The organism is Rhodococcoides fascians A44A (genome assembly GCF_000760735.1).
Taxonomy (GTDB): domain Bacteria; phylum Actinomycetota; class Actinomycetes; order Mycobacteriales; family Mycobacteriaceae; genus Rhodococcoides; species Rhodococcoides fascians_E.
In genome coordinates, this window is the sequence record NZ_JMEX01000008.1 from 2,190,058 (window position 1) to 2,206,866 (window position 16,809).

Annotated in this window: 12 protein-coding genes; 8 read left to right on the top strand and 4 right to left on the bottom strand. The window is 64.1% G+C overall.

What is annotated here, in order from left to right:
• Nucleotides 1–410: 410 nt before the first annotated feature.
• Both BH95_RS22635 and BH95_RS22640 read right to left on the bottom strand, forming a co-directional pair.
• A complete protein-coding gene (locus tag BH95_RS22635) occupies nt 411–1,928 on the bottom strand; it encodes a cellulase family glycosylhydrolase (protein WP_037184211.1) in 1,518 nt (505 codons plus the stop codon).
• Nucleotides 1,929–2,055: 127 nt separating this feature from the next.
• Nucleotides 2,056–3,459 (bottom strand): O-antigen ligase family protein, encoded by a 1,404-nt coding sequence (locus BH95_RS22640; protein ID WP_037184213.1) that lies wholly within the window; start codon nt 3,457–3,459, stop codon nt 2,056–2,058.
• 110 nt (nt 3,460–3,569) lie between these two features.
• On the opposite strand from BH95_RS22640, the gene BH95_RS22645 reads away from it, so the two are divergent.
• Genes BH95_RS22645 through BH95_RS22680 form a run of 8 tightly spaced genes read left to right on the top strand, consistent with a single transcriptional unit; the run spans nt 3,570 to nt 13,101 of the window.
• The gene (locus BH95_RS22645; RefSeq protein WP_037184216.1) at nt 3,570–4,964 is read left to right on the top strand and encodes a polysaccharide biosynthesis tyrosine autokinase; all 1,395 of its coding nucleotides are present in this window, start codon (nt 3,570–3,572) and stop codon (nt 4,962–4,964) included.
• 2 nt (nt 4,965–4,966) lie between these two features.
• Nucleotides 4,967–6,310: a lipase family protein gene (locus BH95_RS22650; protein WP_244165091.1), complete on the top strand. Its 1,344-nt coding sequence runs from the start codon at nt 4,967–4,969 to the stop codon at nt 6,308–6,310.
• Nucleotides 6,307–7,005, top strand: coding sequence for a YveK family protein (locus BH95_RS22655; RefSeq protein WP_037184219.1), 699 nt, complete (start codon nt 6,307–6,309; stop codon nt 7,003–7,005). Before BH95_RS22650 ends, BH95_RS22655 begins: the two co-directional genes overlap by 4 nt.
• Entirely contained in the window at nt 7,002–8,213 is a 1,212-nt protein-coding gene (locus tag BH95_RS22660) for a lipase family protein (RefSeq protein WP_244165092.1), read from the top strand. The genes BH95_RS22655 and BH95_RS22660 overlap by 4 nt, the downstream gene beginning before the upstream one ends.
• A 14-nt stretch (nt 8,214–8,227) precedes the next feature.
• A complete protein-coding gene (locus tag BH95_RS22665) occupies nt 8,228–9,493 on the top strand; it encodes an acyltransferase family protein (protein ID WP_020110533.1) in 1,266 nt (421 codons plus the stop codon).
• Entirely contained in the window at nt 9,493–11,052 is a 1,560-nt protein-coding gene (locus BH95_RS22670) for a cellulase family glycosylhydrolase (RefSeq protein WP_037184225.1), read from the top strand. The genes BH95_RS22665 and BH95_RS22670 overlap by 1 nt, the downstream gene beginning before the upstream one ends.
• The gene (locus BH95_RS22675; RefSeq protein ID WP_244165094.1) at nt 11,049–12,272 is read left to right on the top strand and encodes a lipase family protein; all 1,224 of its coding nucleotides are present in this window, start codon (nt 11,049–11,051) and stop codon (nt 12,270–12,272) included. The genes BH95_RS22670 and BH95_RS22675 overlap by 4 nt, the downstream gene beginning before the upstream one ends.
• A gap of 10 nt (nt 12,273–12,282) precedes the next feature.
• Nucleotides 12,283–13,101: a sialate O-acetylesterase gene (locus BH95_RS22680; protein ID WP_037184230.1), complete on the top strand. Its 819-nt coding sequence runs from the start codon at nt 12,283–12,285 to the stop codon at nt 13,099–13,101.
• A gap of 150 nt (nt 13,102–13,251) precedes the next feature.
• Here the strand turns inward: BH95_RS22680 and BH95_RS22685 are convergent, their stop codons facing one another.
• Complete coding sequence (locus BH95_RS22685; protein ID WP_037184234.1) at nt 13,252–14,790, bottom strand: ABC transporter substrate-binding protein; 1,539 nt, start codon at nt 14,788–14,790, stop codon at nt 13,252–13,254.
• A 31-nt stretch (nt 14,791–14,821) separates the two neighbouring features.
• Nucleotides 14,822–16,809: sulfatase-like hydrolase/transferase (locus BH95_RS22690; RefSeq protein ID WP_080738118.1), on the bottom strand; the 1,988-nt coding region annotated here is incomplete at its 5' end.

A 16,809-nucleotide genomic window follows, 5' to 3' on the forward strand; every position in this document is an offset into this window, starting at 1 on the left:
AACGCCACACCAACATTGGTGCGGCGATCCTTCGTGCATCCCCCGACTGGGATGGAACAGTAGTCGACGGAAGAAATTCCGTGTCATTCGTTCGCTCTATAAGTATCCGTTAAGTGCCGTAATTGGTAGCGCTAAGTGAGGTGGTTCACAGTGCGAATTCGGGACAACGCATGTATGGATACTCGTCATTCGTCCAGATTTAACATCGGCGAAATATTTGCTCCGAGCGGGCCGGTTCACGGTGCTTTACACGGGCGATGTGAATGGAAACCGACCGGCATCGATGGAATTTCATGTCCGAAGACGAATGGGTGGGCAGCCCGATGAAAAGCGTATCGAGTATCAGTCCTTCGGTCGAGTATTAAGATGGAGAAACATTCACTGAGAATGTTTTCTTGAAGCGATGGAAATCAGCGGGTGACTGTTGTTCCCGAGCCGGGAATCCAGGTGATGTTGCCGTACTGGAAGTTCACGCGAACGCCCCCGCCGGGGAGTGGTGTTTCGTCGGAGGTGGCAGGGCCGAGCGTGGGATCCCAGGCGGCGACGATGCCGCCGCCGATGAGCCTTGTTCCACCGAGCTGCGTCGAGAAGACGCGGAGCCCGAAGGGGCTGTCGAAGTCCTGGTAGGTGCCGTTGAAGCCGGTGGTGGGGAGAAATCCGCTGTAGCGCACGGCGTCGGCGACGGCTCTCGGGGAGGTGACGAATCCGCCGGGCATCTCGAAGACGACGGCGTTCTGACGTATCTGTGCCCAGGTGTCGCGGACGAGGAACACCGGTGAGAGGGCGGCGCCCGACGAGGCGGGGACGCTCTGGAAGCGGGTGTGTTCGGCCGACGTCGGGAAGCCGCTCATGATCTGCGACATCACGGCCCACAGAGCCGGCTTGCCGCTCCAATCGGTACGCAGGAGGCCGAACGTCATTTCCGGGTCACTGCTGCCCGTCTGCTGGTCGCGGAGCTGGTACAGGTGAATCGGCCCTGCGTAGGGCAGCTCTCGCCACTTCGTGATGAAGTTCGTGATCATGTCGCTCTGGGCGGTCTCCGACGCGTACGCCGTCGGGACGCCGTACTCGGTGGCCCAGATCTTCTTGTTGCCGTCGCCGTTCGCGACCATGGCCGCGTGGATGTCCATGGCCTGACGGGCAGGTGAGTGGTCGACGTACACGCCGTCGCCGAACTTCAACGAGTACTGGTACGGGTGGTAGGAGAAGGCGTCGAAGTAGCCGGCCGCGCCCGCCGTGTACATCTGGTTCACGAATCCGACGGGGTTGACCATCCCCGGCCCGTCCTCGACCGCTCCCAGCACACCGCCGATGACTGTCGCCGACGCGTCGGCCGCCTTGATCGCCGGGTAGGCGGCTTTGAGGAGTTGGGTGTAGCCGGCGGCGTCGGGTGACGGTCCGTAGAACATGGCCCCGTTGGGCTCGTTCCAGATCTCGTAGGCACTGATCTTTCCGGCGTATCGCGCGGCGACCTTACCGGCGAACTGCCCGAACGTCGCAGGTGACGCCGGTCGGGTGTTGAGCGGCTGACCAGCGGGTGAGGTTGCCCACGGCGGTGTGTAGGCGATGATTCCGAGGATCGAGATACCGCGTGCGTGGACGGCGTTCACGACGCGATCGACGGAGGACCAGTCCAGCTGATTTCGGGTGTACTCGACGTTGAACCAGGGGATGGACAGTCGAATCGAGCTGATTCCGGCTGCGGAGAGCATGGACAAGGTGGTGTTCAGTTCGGCATCGGACGACCAGAGAAGCGCGCCGCTGTCGGAGACCCCGAGTGGAGGCTGCGTTGTCTGCGCGTGCGCGAGACCAGGCCCGACGGATCCATCGGACGACGCGATCAGCGACGGTCCACTCCACGTCAGAGCGGCAGTGACCAGAACGACGGTCGCGGCAGAAATCAGCGAGCCGATTCGAGTCCTTTTCATGATGGTGAATCTCTCCGCAAGGGGCTCGTCGGAGGGGAGTCGCGAGCCGATTGTGGGAAATCATTACACCCGACAGGGAGTTTTGTACAAACGAAAACAATCATGCTTGACGGGACGAAACTGCTGGTCAAGCTGTCTTTGCTGTATCCAGTCTCGGAGATGAGAATGCGGGTGATTCCCCGTCGTCGGGCAGGTTATCCGTTGCCTTTTCGCGCGCCAGGACGAGAAAAACGATCAGTACGGAAAATGCCATCGTCGTGGCCGGAATGGTGACGACGGGGAAATCCAACTGCAGCGCGACGACGGAGAATCCGATGAATCCGCCGCCGATGAATCCATGTTCCCAGTTGCGCGATCGCAGGCAGCGGTAACCCAGGTACGCCCCGACGACGATGATGGCCAGGAATGCGAGTCCGGTGAAGATTCCGCCGCGGTAGACCGACAGCAGGGGAGCATTCGCGACGTAGTTGACGTCGAACGCGGTGCCGGGATCCTTGAATTCCTCGCGCCCCCAGCCGAGCCCGAAGAGCCAGTGTCCTGCCATGTGACCTGGGAAATCGACGAGCGCGTCACCGCGAGCCGAGGACCCGGCGTCGCCGCTGCCGAAGGACGAGAACACGCGGTTCCGGACGGTGGGAACGGCAAGGGCGCCGACGGACGCCAGGGCGAAACCGCCGATGATAACCACGCGTTCCCGGGTGCGCAGGTTCTGGAACAACAGCATCAGAAGCACGCCGAAGACCACGGAGAAGAGCGCCGCACGGGACAGCGTCAGCACGATCGACCCGAAGAGCAGCAGTGACAGGGCGATCCGTAGACGCCCGCGGATGAGCAGAACGCACAGCATGAGGGCCACGAACAGGCCGATACCCGCGGCGTTCGGGTCGATGTAGGTACCGGCGAGTCGGATCGTGGCGGCGCCGTCGGTGTAGACGAAGCGGGTGCTTTCCTCCTCGGTGCCGTATCCGAACGGCGACAGATACCGAATCAATCTGCCCGACGGGTCGGCGACGAGGATGACGAGTGCGAACGCGGCCGCTGCCGACGCGGAATAGACGTAGATCCGCCCGAACAGTTCCAATTCTTCGCGAGGGAGTCGGAGAAGTGACACCGCAACTAGTGTCGAAACGAGCCATTTACCGAATTCTGCATAATCCACTGTCGTGCCGGCCGTAGCGAAGACGGAAATCGCCGAAGTGACGATCAAGGCGATGACGGCCATTTCACCGACTGTGACGCGAGTCACGGCTGTGCGGTGAATCACCGACGCGAGGATGACTGCTGCACCCAAGGTGAACACCAGGGGAGCGTGCACCCCCGGAACGTAACCGAATGGCAATGCGCCCAACGAAAATGCAAGAGCACGAGTCAAATAGAGTGGGTGGCGCAGGCCGATGTAGGCTCCAACGGTCAGTCCGACGAGTGCGAACGCGCCCAGTTTTCCGGGTGTTCCGCCGAGAATCATCAACAATGTAACGATTATCGGGACGACGACGATGACCGCCGCGTCGACTCGTTTCGAGATGCTCATGGGCACTGATGTTGTCACGCTTTCACACCTCTGCAACTGCTAAGTGATGCCGAATCGATGACGGCACTTTATTCTCATCGGCGAACCAGGATTTTTCGATTGGAGCATTCGTGGAGATTCGAGAGTACGGACGGATTCTCCGTGCGGGTTGGTGGATCGTCGCGGTGGTGACGGTGCTCGGCATCGTCGGGGGGTGGGCCTACTCGTTCTTCTCGACGCCTCAGTATCAGGCATGCGCTCGGTTGTTCGTGACCACCGAAGGTGGCAGTTCCGTGGGTGAGGCCTATCAGAACAACCTGTTCTCGCAGGAACGCGTCACGTCCTACGCGGGGCTGGCCACCAGTACTCAGGTGGCACAGCGGGCTGTCGATCAGCTTCAATTGCCGTTGTCCGCGAACGACTTGCGTGCCAAGATCACCGCAACACCGATCGAGAGCACGGTTCTGCTCGACCTGTGCGGCACCGATTCCGATCCCGACGTCGCACGAGCGCTGACCAATGCGGTCGCCGGACAGCTGACGCAGTTGGTTCAGGAACTCGAGACGTCGCAGCGGGGCGGTAGCCCGGCTGCCGGAGCAACCATCGTGGATCAGGCCGACGTGCCGACGTCTCCGCTCGGCGCGGGCCTGGTGACTCTTCTCGGGCTGGGCGCGGTGGCAGGTCTTGCTCTCGGTGTCGTGATCGCTCTCGCTCGCGGGCTCGTCGACCGTTCGATTCGTGACCGCCCCAAGGCAGAGGAGATCTCCGGCAACGCAGTCCTGGGCGGGCTCCCGATCGACGCCGAGCGGCCGAAGACTCCGGTGGCGTCGTTTTCCAAGATGGGTGAGCCGCTCCGCACCTTGCGGACCAACATTCGCTTCCTCGGCGGCGGATCACCGCCGCGAGTGCTCACCGTCACCAGCGCCGAGCCGGGTGAAGGCCGCACCTCCACGGCCATCGACCTGGCAGCCGTCCTCGCCGAGGCCGGTCACAAGGTTCTGCTCGTCGACGGTGACATCAGAACGGCCGCCTTGGCCGAGCGTTTGGACATCACGCAGGAGCACGGACTCAGCACGGTTCTGTCCGGTGAACACCGACTGGGCGACGCGGTTCAGCCCGACGTCATCGACGGGGTCGACGTTCTGCCCGCCGGTCCCGTGCCGCCGAACCCGAGTGAGCTCCTCGGTTCCGATCGCGCTCAGATCCTGCTGGAAGCAGTGCGCGGCGACTACCGCTACGTCGTCGTCGACACACCGCCACTCCTGTCGGTCTCCGACGGAGCAATCCTCACCGCTCTCGCCGACGGCAGTCTCGTGCTCGCCCGTGTCGGCAGCACCACGCGGGATCAACTGCGCAAGGCGATCAAGACTCTGGGCGGAGTCGGCGGGAAGGTTCTGGGTGTCGTCACGACGTTCGAACCCCATCGTCGCCGACGGACCAAGCCGGGTTCTGCTGGGCCGGTGGCGAAGCCGAAGATCGAGGTCGAGGGGCGAGAGTCCTCGGCGGCCACAGTCGGTAGAGGCTAAGGATGGGAGTGGAGCCTGCGGAACGACCCGGTGGGGCAGGAGTGGAGCCTGCGGAACGACCCGGTGGGGCAGGATGGGAGCCTGCGGGGCGACCTGGTTCGGGGCTTCGGACGTGGTCGGTGCGGGTGGGTGCAGTGTGCGCGGCTGCAGTGATGCTCGTCGGCTGCGCCCAGGATCAGGAACTGGTGCTCGCTCCTGACGCGCCGACGACGCCTGTGACGGCGTCGGCGATACCTCCGGAGCCGAGCCCGGCTCCGATACTCGGTGGGACGGCGCCCGGCTCGTTGATATCGGCCGAGCCGATCGAGGACATCGCGGTGGACATCACCGAACTGGGAGCTGCCGCAACACGTGTGGTGTATCGGTCGACGTCGGGTGTCACGGGTGAGCCGACGGATGTGTCGGGCACTGTCGTGATTCCGGGCGGTGTCGCCCCGGAGGGTGGATGGCCGGTCGTGTCCTTCGGTCACGGTACGACGGGGGTTCTGAACAACTGCGGTCCGTCGGAGTACGTCAACCTGCTCGGGAGTGCTCCTATCGTCGCGGCTCTGGTGTTGAACGGTTACGCCGTGACGATGACGGACTATCAGGGTCTCGGCCTGGACGGCAACTACCACCCGTATCTGGATTCGAAGACGTTCGGCTACAACATGATCGATGCCGTGCGTGCAGCCCGTAACTTCCTTCCCACGCTCAGTACCCGGTGGGCTGCGTACGGCGTCTCGCTCGGTGGGATGGCCGCGTGGGCAGCCAGCGATCGCAACGCCGAGTACGGCGGTGGCCTCGAATTGGTGGGGACGGCGGCCATCGTGCCGGTGTCGGACATGGCCGGGCTGGCCGACGCGGCGGCGTCGGGAACCCTGACGCGCGCCCAGTATCCGTTGCTGATGTACGCGCTGCACGGACTGGCGATCACGCACCCGGAGATGAACCTGGACGACTACCGTTCCGGTCTGGCGCGGGAACGCTGGGACGATTTCATGCAGTGCGTTCCGCCTGGGTCGGATCAGGTTCCCGAGCTCGTGGCTCGGCTGCAGGCGTCGGATCTGCGTCCGGTCGATCAGCAGGCCACCGATCGGCTGCGAGGGTGGTTGGCGGACATGGCTCTTCCGGCGCAGAAGTCCACGTCACCGCTTCTCGTCATGTACGGGTCGGAGGACGACCTGATTCTCGAGTCGTGGACGGAGAAGGCACTCTCCCGAGCATGCGACGCGGGAGATGTGGTGGAGTACGAGCTGCACAGCGGCGAGGGGCACGGCGACCTCGACAGCAGCCGATCGGTGCCGTGGGTGAAGTCTCGGTTCGCCGGACAGCGCGCGGTGAACACGTGTGAGCAGGTCGAATGATCGCTCCTGTCGGTGTTCCCACGCTGCGCGACTACGGCAGGATGCTGGTCCGCGGGTGGGCCTTGATTCTCGCGGCCACCGTACTCTCGGTCGCTGCCGCGTGGATCGCCGATTCCGTTGTCGCAGAGAAGTACACGGCGACCTCGCGCGTGTTCCTGACTGCGCCCGGTCCGTCGTCACCTCGTGCGGCGATGGAGGGAAACCGCAGTTCGCTCGTACGGGTGGAGAGCTATGTAGGTCTGGCCACGTCCGAGCAAGTCCTGAGGCGCACCATCGTCGACGTGGGTCTGCCGGTCTCTCCCGACGACTTGAAAGCCGATCTGCTCGTCGTGTCGACCCCCGGGTCCGCATTGATCGACATCAGTGCAACGCAGGACGATCCGACGCGTGCGCGTGACGTGGCCAATTCCGTTGCGCTGAACTTGATCCAGCTCGCCGAGGAGATCGACCTCGGTGCGAACGGGCCCGTGTCCGAGGTGACGCTCATCGACGCCGCGGGCGTGCCGTCGCCGCCGTCGACGTTGATGTCTGCTCTGGTGCTCGGTGGGGCGATGGGCGCTACTGTTGCCGCAGTGCTGGTCGTCGGGGCGGGGGTGCGACGCGATTCGATCGTCTCGCGGCGACAGGTCACCGACCTTCTCGCGGGCGAGGGTGTGGCCGACAAGGTGCATTACACAGGGGGAGCGGTTCGATGAGGAAGACAGTGGGGACTGTTGCATTCGTGTCGATTCTCCTGGCCTCCGGGTGCGGGGGTCAGGACACGTCGCCGGAACCGAATTCGGTGGCTTTCGGGGGAACGATCGAGGCGGACTTCACCGACGCAGGTCCTGGCAGTCTGAAGAGTGCAGAGGAACTGCTCACCATCGACAGGCGAGTCAGCGCGATCTCCTCTCTGGCCGCCAGGGTCGTCTACACCTCGACGTCCGGTGTCGACGGATCCCCGACGGAGGTGTCCGGGACCGTCTTCGCGCCGCAGGGCCCCGCGCCGGAGGGCGGATGGCCGATCATCGCCTACGGCCACGGAACCACGGGAGTGTTGCCGGACTGCGGGCCGTCGACCGATCCCGAACTGCTGGGCAGTTCTCCCATCGTCACGGCGCTGGTGAGGTCCGGGTACGTGGTTGCGGTATCGGACTACCAGGGTCTGGGGATCGAAGGGAACTACCACCCGTACCTCGATGCGCGGACGGCAGGCAACAACCTGATCGACTCGGTGCGCGCTGCACAGAAGTTGGTTCCGGACACGTCGGATCGATGGGCGTCGTTCGGGGGTTCGCAGGGTGGCCAGGCGGCCTGGGCCGCCAACGAACTCGCAGACACGTACGGTTCGGGGCTCGACATGGTCGGATCGGTGAGTCTCGTTCCTGCCGCCGACATCTCGGGTCTCGCCCGAGCAGCTGCGACGGGCACGCTGACCGCCGATCAGAAGCCGCTGCTGCAGTGGGTGCTCGTCGGTCTCGCGCAGTCCCACCCGGAGATCGACCTGGCCGACTACCGGCGCGGCATCGTCGAGGAACGATGGGACGAACTGTCCGCCTGTGGCGGACCCCTGGCGGCCGACCGCACGGAGCTGGCCGCGCAGATCGACGACGAGGATCTGAAGCCGTCGACTCCGGAAGCCGAACGCGCACTGGAAGGCTACCTGCGCGAGATGAGTCTTCCGCAGACACGCGCTGCCGCACCGATGCTGGTGCTCTACGGTGGCAAGGACACACTCGTATCGCAGGCGTGGACGGACGGCGCTGTCGCAGCCGGCTGCGCGAGCGGTGACTCCATCCAGTCGGTACTCCAGCCGGAGGCCGGCCACGCAGACATCGACGGTGCTGCTGCGTTTCCTTGGCTGAACGACAGATTCGCGGGCGAACCCGCCGTCAGCTACTGCCCTCCGCCCGCCGCACCCTGATGTGAAGGCTCACCATGACAGCAACCCCGGACAGCACCGCTGCCGCAGCGACGGCGCCGAGTTCGACGGCCGGATCGAAGAGACCGGCGAGGATCCTCGGTCTGGACGGCCCGCGGGGCTTCGCGTGCCTGTGCGTCCTTGCCGTGCACGTGGGAGGGCACAACAGCCCCGTGACGGTGGCCGACTACAAGCTGGGACTGCTCGGCCAAGGGCTGATCTTCTTCTTCGCCCTGTCCGGCTTCCTCATCTTCCTGCCGATGGTCAGGCGCCTGTTCGCCGGTAAACCCATGCCGGACAACAAGAGCTACGCGGTCCACCGGATTCTGCGAGTGTTCCCCGCGTACATCGTGATCTTCCTGTTCGCGAACTTCGTGATGCGGGCGGTGTTCACCGAGAACGCGGCGGTGGCCGAGGAACACTTCACCGACGCCGGGCTCGGCATGATCACCGATCCGGTGACGTTGCTCGGCAACCTCACGTTGGTTCACTCCTATGTGCCGTCGATGCTGCAGACCGGTATCAATCCATCGTGGTCGCTGACGCTGGAGCTGATGTTCTACATCGCATTGCCACTGCTGGCGGGCATCGCGTTCTATCTCGCACGCCGGACGAGCATCAGTGCCTCGGTACTCGTGCTGATCCCCGTCGTGGTCATGTTCGCGATCGGTGTCGCAGGAAAGCTCTACACCGCGAGCCGGGTGGAGCCGTCGGGAATCACCGATCCGCTGCTGTTGGACTGGGGACCGAACGAGGTTGCCGTTCTGAGCCGAAGCTTCTTCTCCCTGGCGGACAACTTCACGTTCGGCATGGCGGCTGCTGTCATTTTCGTCGCCGTCGACACCGGAGTGTTGACAGGCTGGATCGCGAAGAACATGCGGTGGTGGACGGGCCTGGCGATGCTGCCCGTTGCGGCCATCTCGCTGAAGCTCGTCGACGACAACTCTCGGTGGCAGACCACGTTCGTTTCCCTCGGATCCGCATTGCTGATCCTGTTCATCATCGCTCCCCTTGCGCGAGGCGAGAGGTCGAAGCTCGCCGAGCGCGCGGACTGGAAGCCGCTCGAATATGTCGGCACCATCTCGTTGAGTGTCTATCTGTGGCACTTTCCGGTCCTGATCATGGTGGGACGCTTCGGCTGGATGGCCGGGGACAGTCCGGTGGGGATGCTGTGGAACTTCGTCGTCGTGACGGCGGTGAGCGTCCTGTTCGGCACCATCACCTACCGGCTCGTCGAGAAGCCTGCGTTGATGTTGGCGCGTAAGTACAAGTCCGGTAAGTAGTGCCCAGATCGTGGGCGGCGCTGTCCGTTGCGGCGCTACTGCTCACCGCCTGCGGTGCACCGGACGTGGCAGCGCCGCGGCCGGTGGACATCTCGCTCGTCGGCGGTTTCGTGCAGGGCCCGGATCCTGCGTCGCTCGATCCACTTCCGCTGCGTCCCATCGGTTTCACCGGCGGCGCGCCACTGCTGTGGGCGACCGACGACGACCTCGCGCGTAGCCTCGACGCCGTCGCTGCCTCCGGTTCGACGCGCCTACGGCTCGATGTGGCGTGGCCACTACTGGAACCCGAACGGGGACTCGAAGTCTGGGCACCGACGGATCGGGTGGTGAACGCTGCGCTCGACCGGGGTATCGACGTGCTGGCCATTCTCGATTATTCACCGGACTGGGCCGCAGCGGACCCGGCCCTCGGGTTGACGAGCAAGCCGGCGTCGGCGGAGGAATACGGTCGATACGCCGGCAGTGTCGCCGCCCACTTCGCCGGTCGGGTCTCGGCGTACGAGATCTGGAACGAGCCGAACGGATCGGTGTTCTTCGGTCCGTGGGCCGATCCGGAGCTGTACGCGGAGATGCTTCGTGAGGCGTTCGGCGCAATTCGTGCCGCCGATCCCGATGCGTTGGTGATCGGGGGTGCGATCGGTGCCGTGGGCGACAACCACAACACCATGAACGGGCTCACGTTTCTGAAGCGCATGTACGACGCAGGGGCTCATGGGTATTTCGACGCGTTGTCGGTGCATCCGTACTCGTACCCGGGGACGCTAGTCGGGACCGAGCAGTTTCCGGATGGTGCCCTGCACATGATCGCGGACATGCGGCGGGAGATGATTGCGCGGGGCGACGACGACAAGGACCTGTGGGCAACGGAATTCGGATCGCCGACCGACGAGGGGGCCGGAATCGACGAGGCCCGCCAAGGAGAGTTGCTGACGACGTTCGTGCACGAGTGGAGTCAGCTGCCGTTCGCCGGTCCGATGTACGTGCACGAGATTCGTGATCGGCTGGCGGGTTCGTCGAATCCGGAGGACAATTTCGGGGTGCTGCACCGAGATTTCACTGCGAAGCCCGCATACGAGGCAGTGGTGGCAACCATGAAGGCGGGGTTCAGTTGGGACCCGGAACATCTTGTCATGCATGCGGTGTCGAAGGAGTTCGGCTTCCTCGGTGAAGCGCTGACGCCGGTGTATCCGGCACACGACGGCATCGGACGAAAGTACCTCGCGCAGGAGTTCGCCGGTGGCGTTCTCTTCGGCACCGATCAGGGCTACGTGGCATCGCCCTCGAACGTGTCCGGCGCGGTACTCGCATCCGGGTATCTCCCTGCGGGCCCGTACGTGCAAGGGATGCAGCAACTGGACGTCGACGGTGGGGCACGAGTGTTCCACAGCGACCGAACCGGCACGTTCGTCGTACGCGGAGCGATTCTGGATGCATGGACTCCCGAGTTCGGATTCCCGGTGAGCGACGAATACCAGGACGGCGGATTGCTCGTGTCGGACTTCGAATTCGGCAGTATCCGTTGGTCTCCCGAATCCGGTGCGACGGTGGAGTCGCGATGAGGCTTGCGCGTTTTCACGCGGCGTGGACAGCGTGGGTACTCGGGACCGTCCTGCTGACGGGTTGTTCGTCGGCGGTACCGCTGGTGACGAACATGCCTGCGATCTTCGCGGAGTCGCAGAAGCTTCGGCCCGCAGAGCCGATCGATGTTGCCGATCCCGGTACCGGTGCCGGGTCGGTGATCAGTGCGGAGACCATGCCCAATCTGCCGTCGGCGGTGCAGCGTGGTTCCGAGGCAGCCCGCGTGGTGTACCGGTCCACCCAATCCGGTGACGGCGGCGCCACCGAGGTCTCGGCGAGCGTATTCGTGCCCGACGGGGATGCACCCGAGGGCGGTTGGCCCGTCATCTCGTTCGGTCACGGCACCACGGGAATCGAGAACGCGTGCGGGCCGTCGCTCTCACGGGATCTGCTCGGAAGTGCGGCATTGGCAGCTGGATTCACCTCGGCGGGGTTCGCCGTGGCCATCACCGACTACCAGGGCCTCGGCCATGAGGGTGTCCACCACTATCTGGACAACCCGACTGCCGGTTACAACATGATCGATGCCGTTCGGGCACTGAGGCATACGTTCCCCGACGTGTCCGCGCGGTGGGTTGCTTTCGGTGGATCCCAGGGCGGCGGTGCAGCGTGGGCAGCGAACGAACAATCCGGATACGCACCGGAACTCGAACTGCTGGGATCGGTCAGCCTGGCACCGGCAGCGAACATGGTGGGCCTGGTGGACAAGGCTATACAGGGCACTCTGACTGCCGACCAAGCCCCGTTGATGCAGTGGGTGATCGAATCTCTGGCCAGGAGGTTCACCGGCTTCGATCGTGATCAGTACCGTAGCGGATCGGCGGCCGAGGACTGGGCCGCGCTGAGCGGCTGCACCCCGGCGCAGGCGTCGGCACGTGCGGACGCGGCGGAACGGATCGGTGCTCGTGACTTCGCGCCGAGGACGCCCGACGCGGAATTCCTGTTGCGCTACTACCTCGAGCAGATGGCGGTACCGCAGCAGAAGGCGTCGGCGCCCATGCTGGTGGTGTACGGAGACGCGGACACCTACATCGACGCCGAATGGACGGATGCGGCGATCGCCGAGGCATGTTCCATGGGGGATGTGATCACCATCGACCGTCAACCAGGCAAAGGGCACGGGGACGTCGACGGCGGTGCAGTGAACGACTGGATAGGTGAACGGTTCGCCGGCACTCCCGCCGTCGACGATTGCAACTGAAGGTGGGGCCATGGGACGTCTGAAGAACCTCGAAGTGCGTGCCAAGGACGTGATCAAGCGGCGCCTGGGAACGGGTCTGCCCGTCAAGGTGTTCGACGAGCCGTACCTGCTCGTCGCGGTCCTGGGGCAGTCCAACGCGCACGGCGCCGGGATGGGATTGGACATGAGCGGACTCGACGCGCCGCATCCGAGAGTCCACCAGTGGGCTGCGTCGGGGAAGTCGAAGAACACCATCGTCGCAGGATGTGACCCCCTGTTCCACGAAGTACCCTCCAAAGCAGTCGGATTCGCACCTGTCTTCGCCAGGGAGCTCGCGGACTCGACGGGCCGGCCCGTGCTGTTGGTCCCGTACGCACGGGGCGACTCGGCATTCGCGCGCGTCAACGGAGTGACCTGGGACCCCGCCGACCGCGCCGCCCGACTCAACCTGTTCTGGAACGGGATGGAGCGCATCCGATCCGCCCTCGCCCTGCACCCCGGCAACGAACTGGCCGCAGTGCTGTGGCACCAAGGCGAATCCGACGTACCGCTGACACCAGGGCCCGTGTACGCACAGAAACTGGACAGCGTGATCGACACCATCCGCGAAGAATTCGGCGACATACCCTTCGTCATCGGCCAGATGGTTCCCGACGAAATAGCGTCGGGACACCAGGACTATCCCGTCATCGACGCCGTGCACCGAGACACCCCCGATCGTCGGCCCCGCGTCGTCTTCGTCCCCGGCCCGGAGGGCCGCTACAACAGCGAAATCGAGAAAATCCACTACAACGCCGCGGGGCAGCGTGACCTGGGCTCACGCATGTGGACGGCATTCAGCTCCATCTGAAACCGGCGTCGCTCGGCCGGATCTTCAAAGCCATCTCATCGAAGCTGTGGTCGGGCGTGGTGTAGCAGTTGCGTCGATCTCAGCCGGGAAACCGCCTGTAATCGACGCAATTGTTACATCACTCCCGCGTTGTCCATCGGCGCCGAGTTCCTAGACCGTTGCGCGGTTCAGAATCAGATTCTTGTATCGATTCCATTCGATGCCCGAGACACCGGCGGAGTAGACGTTGGTGTTCGTGGTGATGGCGAGGTCGATGACGAACTGCTCGTCGAGCAGAAGATCCGAGAACTCCGTGTACGACGCTGCGGCCGTGTCGCTTTCCGGGTCGGCTTGCGTCCAGAGGCGGTCGACGATGGCGGTGTATTCGGGTGAGGTGTAGCCCGACAGGTTCTTTGCAGGCTTGAACGGTGCAGCGCCGGTGGCGAGGGTCGACGGGTTGAGTTGGGCGAAGCCATGTGGGTTGATCCACAGTTGGTGTTGGCCGCTGTTCAGGAACGGTGACAGTGTCGCTTGTTCGCGTGGGTCGAGGGTGACGGTGAATCCGATGTCGGCGAGATTGTTCTCGATGATCGCGGCGATGTTCCGTGCCGGTGCGAGACCGGTTCCGTAGGAGAGCAATACGGGTTGTGACGGTGGGCCTCCTGCGTCGGCGAGCAGATGGCGTGCCTTGTCGAGGTCGCGGGAGTAGAAGTCGCGGGCGGCCTCGTCGTAGGCAGGCGAGGACTCCGGCCAGGGGGCGCTGGAGGCGATGCCGACGCCGCCGAGTACCTCGTCGAGGATTCGTTCGCGGTCGACTGCGTAGGAGATTGCTTGTCGGATTCGTTTGTCGGCCAGTGCTGCGTCCGCGACGTTCGCCCCGACGTAGTACGCCACGTCGAACACGTCTTCGTTTTCGACGTGGTATCCGTCGCCCGAGAAGGGCCTGGCGTCCTGGGCGGAGACACCGATGACGGCGTTGGTCTGCCCGGAGCGCACCGAGGACAGGAGTGCGGAGTTGTCGGGTACCACTCGGATGGTGACCTTGTCCAGCAATGCGGGGGTGTCCCAGTAGCTCCCGTTGCGACTCCAATCCGACTGCCGGCCACGCTGCCAGGAATCGAAGACGAAGGGGCCGGTGCCCACGAACTGTTCGCCCGCGAGCAGTGCTGCTTCGGTCTCGGAGTCGGTGAGGAGGGTGAACTCGAGGAGGTCGTGGAGGTTGACCAGGGGATGCGTCAAGGTCAGTACGGCGACGTGGTCGTCGGAGGTGTCCACCGCCTCGATCGTGCGCGCGGCTGCCTGCAATTGCGAACCGGCAGTGTCCTTCGCGAGGTTCGTGAACGCGTACTCGACGTCCTTGGACGTGAAGGGTCGACCCGAATGGAATGTGACGTCGTCGCGGAGCTGCAGGGTCACGGTGAGGCCGTCGTCGGAAACCTCCCATGAGGTGGCGACGCGCGGAGTCGGTTCGAGCGTATCGGGGTCGAGGCGGACGAGTGTGTCGAAGACGAGTCCGCCGATGGTCATGGAGGTCAGTGACTGGGAGAAGATGGTCGCGGGGTTGAGGTCGCTGAGTGATCCGATCACCAGTGTGCCGCCTGCCTCTCCCGATCCGCTCTTCGCTTCCTCGACCGCCGACGAGCACGCGGCGAGGAGCAATGCCGTTGCTCCCCCCGCTGTGCCGGTGAGGAATCCTCTGCGGGAAATCATGTGAGCCTTTCTGTTCGAAGCCGTGAATGTCCTAGTCCGCGAGAATCTCTGCCTCGGTCTCGATGCGGTCGACTGTCACCGGGGGAACCCGTACCGGTCCTGGGCGGTAGGTGACCGACTTCAGTGCACCGGTGTATCGGAAGACTCCTCGGCGTTCGCGCAGGTCCCAGGACACCGGTCCTCTCGAGTCGACTCCGACGGAGATGCCGGTCCACGGTGCCATCGCGACCAGTTGGACTTGGTTCGGGAGTGCTGCTACGTGCACAGCGTCGACCGATACGGCGAAGTCCCATCGCAATCCCGGTGCCACTGCGGCGTCGAGGGTGACGAGGGAGGCATCCGGCGGCAGTGATGCACTCACCGATCTGTAGCGTCCAAAACTGTTGAAACCGAGCACGATCTGTCCATCCTCCACGTAGAGGATGTACCCGCCCTGCGGATCGCCGTGCGCCACGAGTACCCCGTCGGCGACACTTCCGAGAGCAACGTCGATCGAGAAGTCTCGGTAGGCGATCAGCCTCGACGACCGGTAGCGCTCCAGGGTGGGCGTTCCAGGAAGGAGCGTGACAGGGTGGGACAGCTGCGCTTCTTCGGGCCTGCGCCGTGCGAGGTCGGCGCGCGTGACCAACGGGAATACCGTGTTCTCCCACGCAGCGCGCTCCCAAGCAGTTGCGAGTTCGGCGACCTTGTCCGGGAAGTCCGTGGATACGTCCTGTAGTTCGGTCGGGTCGGTATGCACGTCGAACAGTTGCCACTGCGGGGCGCCGACGTCCTCTCCCGCGAGGGCGAGCAGCTTCCAGCCGTCTCGGTAGAAGCCGCGATGTCCAGTGATCTCGGAATACTGTTCGAGGTGTCGCGACGGACCGTTGGAATGTAGTACTTCGGCGAACGACACACCGTCGAACGTCAGGGCAGGACGACCTTGCCGTTCGGCGGGCACGTTCAGTCCTGCGAGGTCGAGTAGCGTCGGCGCCAGGTCGGTCACGTACGCGTACTGATGGCGGATTTCTCCGCGCGCGGGTAGCCCTGCCGGCCACGACAGCACGAAGGGCACGCGCACACCGCCGGCGAATGTCTGACCCTTGTAGAACCGGAACGGCGTATTGGACGTCTGGCCCCACCCACGCGGATAGTGCACTCCCAACCGTGCTGTCCCGATGAGATCTTCGTCGTGGGGCACGTCACCGACCCAGTCCGGATCCTTCACACCTGCGAACTCCGCGAAGTAACTCCGTGTCCCTTCCGGCCCGCCTTCCGCTGTCCCTCCGTTGTCCGAGGTGAACACCACGATGGTGTTGTCGAGTTCACCGAGGTCCTCGATGACCTGCAGTACACGTCCGATGCTCTGGTCGATGCTGTCGACCATGCCTGCATAGACTTCCATGTAGCGCGCGAAGCGTCGTTGCTGGTCCTCGGTGAGCGAGTCCCATGGTTCGACGTCGTATCCGGGTTCGCTGTTGCGCGGTGCTTGCCGTGTTTCCTCGGGGAAGAGCCCGTCCGCGAGTTGCCGGGCGAATCGACTTTCGCGCAGCCTGTCCCACCCGGCGGCGTACTTGCCCCGATACTTCGCGCGATCTGCTTGCTTGGCCTGCAGTGGGCCGTGCATCGCCACGTGCGCGAAGTACAGAAAGAACGGCTTCGGCGAGTGTGCTCGTAGATCCTTGATGTAGCCGACGGCGCGATCGGTCAGATCGTCCGTGAGGTAATAGTTCTCGGGGTACTCCTCGGTTTCGACCGCGCCGTTGTCGGAGGTCAACTGATTGGGGTGGAAGAACGAGTTCAGCCCTTCGAGCGACCCGTAGTAGCGGTCGAATCCGCGCTGCGTCGGCCACGAATCCTTGGTTCGGCCAGGGCCCATGTTCGCATCGCGCACGAGGTGCCATTTTCCGACGGCATAGGTTGCATACCCGTTGTCACGCAACATCTCCGGTAGTGTCAGAGCGTCGTCCGCGAGCTCGAGACGTAGACCCGGAAAACCGGGGTCGGCGTTGGATACGTAGCCGTAGCCCGCGCGGGGGG

Excerpts from the sequence above, each read along its gene's own strand:
- BH95_RS22655 (WP_037184219.1), top strand. The coding sequence starts at position 6,307 with ATGATCGCTCCTGTCGGTGTTCCCACGCTGCGCGACTACGGCAGGATG.
- BH95_RS22680 (WP_037184230.1), top strand. The coding sequence starts at position 12,283 with ATGGGACGTCTGAAGAACCTCGAAGTGCGTGCCAAGGACGTGATCAAG.
- BH95_RS22665 (WP_020110533.1), top strand. The coding sequence starts at position 8,228 with ATGACAGCAACCCCGGACAGCACCGCTGCCGCAGCGACGGCGCCGAGT.
- BH95_RS22640 (WP_037184213.1), bottom strand. The coding sequence starts at position 3,459 with ATGAGCATCTCGAAACGAGTCGACGCGGCGGTCATCGTCGTCGTCCCG.
- BH95_RS22660 (WP_244165092.1), top strand. The coding sequence starts at position 7,002 with ATGAGGAAGACAGTGGGGACTGTTGCATTCGTGTCGATTCTCCTGGCC.
- BH95_RS22675 (WP_244165094.1), top strand. The coding sequence starts at position 11,049 with ATGAGGCTTGCGCGTTTTCACGCGGCGTGGACAGCGTGGGTACTCGGG.
- BH95_RS22685 (WP_037184234.1), bottom strand. The coding sequence starts at position 14,790 with ATGATTTCCCGCAGAGGATTCCTCACCGGCACAGCGGGGGGAGCAACG.
- BH95_RS22650 (WP_244165091.1), top strand. The coding sequence starts at position 4,967 with ATGGGAGTGGAGCCTGCGGAACGACCCGGTGGGGCAGGAGTGGAGCCT.
- BH95_RS22635 (WP_037184211.1), bottom strand. The coding sequence starts at position 1,928 with ATGAAAAGGACTCGAATCGGCTCGCTGATTTCTGCCGCGACCGTCGTT.